The organism is Caldicellulosiruptor sp. F32 (genome assembly GCF_000404025.1).
Lineage (GTDB): Bacteria > Bacillota > Thermoanaerobacteria > Caldicellulosiruptorales > Caldicellulosiruptoraceae > Caldicellulosiruptor > Caldicellulosiruptor saccharolyticus.
Genome location: NZ_APGP01000090.1, coordinates 1 through 1,263 on the forward strand (window position 1 = coordinate 1; position 1,263 = coordinate 1,263).

Sequence of the window (1,263 nt, forward strand, 5' to 3'; positions counted from 1 at the left end):
CAAACAACCAAAGATTGTTTTCACAGAGAGATACATAGCGTGAATAAAGTTAAATATTTCTAATATTGGCAGTTAGATAAATTTAAGTAGGGACTATCCAAAAAGACAAGTGGATAGTCCCTTTTGGTCAGTATTTAGTAGTTTATTAGTTTTGTATTTGAGCTATATGTTGGTGTTTTCGAGTTCTGAAATTATGTTTTTAGCCGCCCTCTTTTTACTTTCATATTAAATAGTACATTTTACAACATCGAGTTGAATAGTAGACTCACTTATTCTCTATGGGTTTATAACACTATATGTATTCAATCTTCTTCCCATATAATAAATCTACTTGAACACCTGCTATCTGAGACAGATTCCACATTATAAACTTCAGAAGGAGAATTAGAGGGTTTTAAAGTTTTAATAAAATCCTTAATTGCTTGAATCCTGCTTGTCAAATGAGGATGAGAAGCAAGAAGTTCTGCAAAACTTATCCAAAAGCTTCTTTCTTCTTCTGCCTGTTTTAAAAACTCTTCTAATACTACATTTCTATACAACCCCTTGCTTGCTGCTAATAAAATCAAACCCTTTAAAGCACCATTTAGTGAAAAATAAGCTCCATATCTATCAGCAGTATATTCGCAAGCTCTCAAACATGCTTGACCTAAAAAAGGTAACATTAAACCAAATTGTATCAGCCTATGCTTAAGATGGTTTGCTTTAAGATGCCCAAGTTCATGTGCAAGTATGAACTTTACTTCATCAAGACTTCCCTTATATGCAAGCTCCAGAATACCAGAATAAACAACTACAAAATCTCTTCCAATAAACCGCATAGCAAAGGCATTCAAAAATCCACCTGACTCAATTACCTATATTTCAGGTACATTTTCAAATCCCATCTGCTTTGCTAATTGTTTATATGCTTCATAAACTTCACTAAACTGCTTGTTAGAGAGTTTTATACCATTGCCCTTGATTCCTTCAATCAAAAGTTCCTTTGCAAAAAGTATAAAAATTCCTATATACCTAATTTTTTATTCTATACTATTACATAAGGCTTCACATTAAGTAGCAGGTGGGGAATTTTTGATGTCATTTCTGATGATTTTATTTTATCATTAACAGCTGTTCGCTACGTTTACATCCCTCATAGTTTAGATAAAACGTGCAAGTGCAATAGTAGTTTTTCCAACACCCCCTTGTTTACATCCCTCATAGTTCAGATAAGACCGATAAAAAACTACTTCTGTAAATTTGCCGTTAACATCCGTTTACATC

The 1,263-nt window shown here is 32.9% G+C and carries 1 protein-coding gene; it reads right to left on the minus strand.

The window, feature by feature from the left end; genetic code table 11:
- Positions 1-302: 302 nt before the first annotated feature.
- Positions 303-833 carry a M48 family metallopeptidase gene (locus tag H964_RS08470; RefSeq protein ID WP_051109324.1) on the minus strand — a complete coding sequence of 177 codons (531 nt, stop codon included), beginning with the start codon at positions 831-833 and terminating at the stop codon, positions 303-305.
- Positions 834-1,263 lie beyond the last annotated feature (430 nt).